The 4,518-nt window shown below is 44.7% G+C and carries 5 protein-coding genes; 2 read left to right on the forward strand and 3 right to left on the reverse strand.

Going from position 1 to position 4,518, the window contains the following annotated elements; translation table 11 throughout:
- Positions 1-163 precede the first annotated feature (163 nt).
- Together sodN and AC4II3_RS31480 are read right to left on the reverse strand one after the other, a co-directional pair.
- Positions 164-637 (reverse strand): superoxide dismutase, Ni, encoded by a 474-nt coding sequence (gene sodN / locus AC4II3_RS31475; RefSeq protein ID WP_488015579.1) that lies wholly within the window; start codon positions 635-637, stop codon positions 164-166.
- Positions 638-804: 167 nt separating this feature from the next.
- On the reverse strand, positions 805-1,056 hold the full coding sequence (locus tag AC4II3_RS31480) for a hypothetical protein (RefSeq protein WP_488015581.1): 252 nt from the start codon (positions 1,054-1,056) through the stop codon (positions 805-807).
- 117 nt (positions 1,057-1,173) lie between these two features.
- Between AC4II3_RS31480 and AC4II3_RS31485 the strand changes: the two genes are divergently transcribed.
- Both AC4II3_RS31485 and AC4II3_RS31490 read left to right on the forward strand, forming a co-directional pair.
- The gene (locus tag AC4II3_RS31485) at positions 1,174-1,386 is read left to right on the forward strand and encodes a hypothetical protein (protein WP_293111488.1); all 213 of its coding nucleotides are present in this window, start codon (positions 1,174-1,176) and stop codon (positions 1,384-1,386) included.
- 82 nt (positions 1,387-1,468) lie between these two features.
- Positions 1,469-3,694: an RNA degradosome polyphosphate kinase gene (locus AC4II3_RS31490; protein WP_488015588.1), complete on the forward strand. Its 2,226-nt coding sequence runs from the start codon at positions 1,469-1,471 to the stop codon at positions 3,692-3,694.
- An 8-nt stretch (positions 3,695-3,702) separates the two neighbouring features.
- Here the strand turns inward: AC4II3_RS31490 and AC4II3_RS31495 are convergent, their stop codons facing one another.
- Entirely contained in the window at positions 3,703-4,386 is a 684-nt protein-coding gene (locus AC4II3_RS31495) for an HAD hydrolase-like protein (protein ID WP_488015583.1), read from the reverse strand.
- Positions 4,387-4,518: the final 132 nt, after the last annotated feature.

Genomic DNA, 4,518 nt, shown 5'->3' on the forward strand with positions numbered 1-4,518 from the left:
TTAAGAATTAAGAATTAAGAATTAAGAATTAAGAATTAAGAATTCTACATTCTGCCTTCTGCCTTCTGCCTTCTGCCTTCTACCTTCTACATTCTGCATTCTGGATTCTACATTCTAAATTCACCATTCTTAATTCACCATTCTTAATTCACCATTCTGAGGTTTAGCTAGCTTTATACCAGACGATATCCCGATTCTTGGTTGCCCAGAAAATCTTGTGGATATTCTCTACTGCATCAAGTAGCTCATTGGCGTGCTGAAGGCTAACTTCCACCTTGCAGGCAGAGCATAACTTTGCAGCTTTCCAGAAGGTATCGTGTAGGTCTGGGAACTGCTCCAAGTGTACTGGCTTGAAATAGTCTGTCCACAGGATCAGTATTTCCTCTTTGGTCTTCTGAGCCTGCTCTTCCTTAATAGCAATGAACCGGGATAGGGTATTGTGGTAAGCAGCTAATGCCGGTTGATCATTACTCGCAGGTGGCTCAAGATCAAGGATCTTCTTGGTCATGGAGAGTACTGCCTCAGCGGTTATACGTGCAGCAGCTGGGTCATACACACCGCAAGGTCCGTCACAGTGGGCATGGACTTCTGGAGCAGGGAACCAGTCTTTGAGCTGGGCAATAACTTTTTTCAACATATTTTTTAGAGTTCGCTTGTGGTCAGAGCACGTGCTAAATATCGGTAAGGGAGGAATAGCCCCAGGATAGCCAAGGCTAATCAGGGTTTTTGACAACCGACTCGACTAAGTTAGTTAACTAACTTAGTTAGCCCAATCTATTCCATCCCCCCCCTACCCATAGTAATTTATAGCAATTTGTGTTCTAAAGCGATAGTAGATCTGAAGATAGGGAGTCGGGAATCGGGAGTGGGGGTAAGAAACTTGACTGTACCTGAGTTGAGCCGATCGGCAAAGCCGCGCCAAAGGCGATCGCGTAGCGTAGCCCTTCGGGCTAATCGGATTTTTATACTAGCGCTAGTTAATAGCGTCCTATTTAATCTAGGGAGAGGGTTTTGTGTTCGCGTAGCGGCTCTTTTGGAGCATCGCACTGACTTCACTGAGTTTAAAAAGTATTAAATTTTACCATATAACTATTCTAACTAAAAATAATTTTACAGTTATTAACATTACGTGTTACCTTAATTAAAAAATTAGACAAACTTCAACTTAAAGTCATGAATAGTAAAGAATTAGCGCAATATATAGAAGCTACTGACGGCATCTCCAAACCCTGGTTACTGCTGCAACTTCGTCTGAAGAAGCTTCAGGAGCGCCGCGCCACCCTATCATCGGAAGCATATATCAGAGAACTAGAAGATATTCACCAGGATTTGATGAATTTAGGTCAGTGGTGGGTAGGTAGAGAAGACGAAGTGTTTAATCCTTGAGGTTCGTTTAACGGTAGAATCTCAGTGACTATTCTCTCGTTGCCATAAAAGAGCCTGATCAAGTGGGTTAACTCTGAGGATGATGGGTAAAGCTAAAAAGAATAAGTCTGAAGTTGAAAATATCCATTTTCAATTTAAAAATAATACGCCTGAATTTGAACAGACCACAGCACAGACCACAGCACAGAACACAATTGAGCTTAATCTGAGTGACCCTGACTATTACTTCAATCGAGAACTGAGCTGGTTGGAGTTCAATAACCGAGTATTACATGAAGCAACGGACCCCCGAACACCTCTGTTAGAGCGTCTGAAGTTCATGGCCATCTTTAGCTCTAATCTTGATGAATTCTTTATGGTGCGGGTGGCTGGTTTAAAACAACAGGTGGAAGCACAAGTTAGTAAACGGACAGCCGATGGTCGCACACCCAGTGAACAACTCGATGCCATCAGAGTGCGGCTGTTACCGATGGTAACTCAACAGCATCAACACTGTGAGCAGGAACTGCGACCGTTGCTAGCCAAAGCAGGGATTTACATTCTCGACTACGTGGACTTGAACCAGAAACAGCGGAATTACCTGGAAAACTACTATTCCGAGCAAATTTTTCCAGTTCTGACTCCCCTCGCTGTGGACCCCAGCCATCCCTTTCCTTACATGTCCAATCTCAGCCTGAATCTGGCGGTAGTGGTCAAAGACCCGGAAACGGGAGCAGAATTGTTTGCTCGGGTGAAAGTTCCTAGAGTCTTAAAGCGCTTTGTACCCCTCCCAGAAAAATTGCAGCAACAACAGAATGGACAAACTACTAGTTGGACTGCTGTTCCTCTTGAACAAATCATTGCCCATAATTTGCAGTCCCTGTTTCCAGGGATGAAGATTCAGGAGTGTCATCCCTTCCGCATTACCCGCAATGCTGATTTGACAGTAGAGGAGTACGAGGCCGATGACCTGCTGATAGCGATTGAAGAGGAACTACGGAAACGACGGTTTGGACGTTCTGCCGTGCGCATGGAAATTCCTGTGACTACCTCCAAGTTAGTCAGGCACACGCTGATGCGAGAGCTGGAACTTGAGGAAACCGATGTCTATGAATTCGACGGTCTGTTGGCACTGGGTGACTTGATGTCGTTGATGGCATTGCCACGGCCAGAATTGAAAGACCCTGTGTGGGAACCAGTGGTGCCCCGACGCCTGCGCTTTCCGATCGGGGAAGAGAATGTGGAAGATATCTTCAGCGTCATTCGCAGTAGGGATGTGCTGGTACACCATCCTTATCATTCCTTTGGCGCAACGGTAGAGCGTTTTATTACCCAGGCCGCTCAAGATCCAGATGTCCTAGCCATCAAAATGACCTTATATCGCACATCTGGTGACTCACCCATTATCGATGCCTTGATTAGAGCAGCAGAAAATGGTGAGCAAGTGTCGGTGCTCATAGAACTAAAGGCTCGTTTTGATGAAGAAAATAATATTGTCTGGGCAAGGAAGTTAGAACAGGCTGGAGTCCATGTGATCTATGGTTTGGTGGGTTTAAAAACTCACACCAAAATTGTGCTGGTGGTGCGTCGGGAGGGGGATAAAATTCGTCGGTATGTTCACATTGGGACGGGGAATTATAATTCTAAGACTGCCAAACTATATACTGATTTAGGACTATTGAGTTGCCGTGATGATTTAGGAGCAGATTTGACAGATTTGTTTAATTCTTTGACCGGTTACTCACGGCAAAAGTCTTATCGAAAGTTGTTGGTCGCACCATTTAGTTTACGCGATCGCATGCTCGAAATGATTCAGCGGGAGATTGAACATTGCGGCAACGGGGGCACAGGTCGTATTGTTGCCAAAATGAATTCCCTACTAGACCCCAAGATGATTGCGGCTCTCTACAACGCCTCACAAGCTGGTGTAAAAATTGACTTGATTGTACGGGGAATTTGTGGTCTGCGTCCTGGTCTTAAAGGAGTCAGTGAAAATATCCGTGTGGTAAGTGTCGTCGGTCGTTTTTTAGAACACTCACGGATTTTTTACTTCCAAAATCAGGGTCAAGAGGAAGTCTATATTGGCAGTGCGGACTGGATGCGTCGTAATTTGGATCGACGGGTAGAAGCAGTGACACCAGTGGAAGACCCAGAGATTACCAAAGATTTGGAAGAAATCCTGGCAATTATGTTAGCAGATAACCGTCAAGCTTGGGATTTACAGTCTGATGGCACCTATATCCAACGACAGTCAGCTCAAGGGGTTAAAGAAGAATCCGCTCATCAGATTTTGATGGACATGGCGTTGCAATCAGCAGGGATGGGATAGTGGGAGAATTAATTTTTCAAGCCAATCTTTTCCATAAACACTTTTGATGATGGCAGGGATGGTATCGCCCACCAGGGCTGATGTTCCTCTAGGGACTCCTGGTCATATTTACCAGAGGCAACTGCAATCACACGAGCACCAATGGCTTTGCCACAGTGAATGTCATGGGGAGTATCGCCAATGACGTATGTCTTTTCCGATGGGATTGCACCATACTTTTCGGATGCGATCGCTAAAGCTTGTTGGGCAATATCAACTCTAGTTTCAGTTTCATCGGAAAATCCACCACCACTAAAGTAATCAGCCAAGCCATAATAGGTTAATTTTGCCTTTGCTCCTGCTTCGATATTTCCTGTTAGCAACATCGAAACCACATCAGTGCGATCATGCAAAGCATCTAGAATTTCGATTACCCCCTCTAGGACATATCCTTCTCGGCGGGGCAAACTTTGAGGCAAGTAGTTAACGTAGCCTTCCAGCAGTTGATCCACCAATTTCGGTTCTGGGGACAAACCGTACTGCTTGAGAATATTAGCGGCAATTATTGGGTCTGTCATTCCTGCAGTTTCTATATTTGTCAGTGAAACCGTTTCACCAATTACCTCACTAGCCGCATCTTCTAGGGCAAATATCCCGGCTCGTTTTGTGGTTAATAAAGTGCTGTCGATATCCCAAAATAAAACGGTAGTCATTACACTTATATGGTACTATAACTTGAGGCAATAGTTGTTAGTTAATTACCAGTTATTATAACAGTTATCAAATGTAACTCTTGCCTCTTGCCTCTTGCCTCTTGCCTCTTGCCTCTTGCCTCTTGCCTCTTG

It is taken from the genome of Moorena sp., assembly GCF_982860115.1.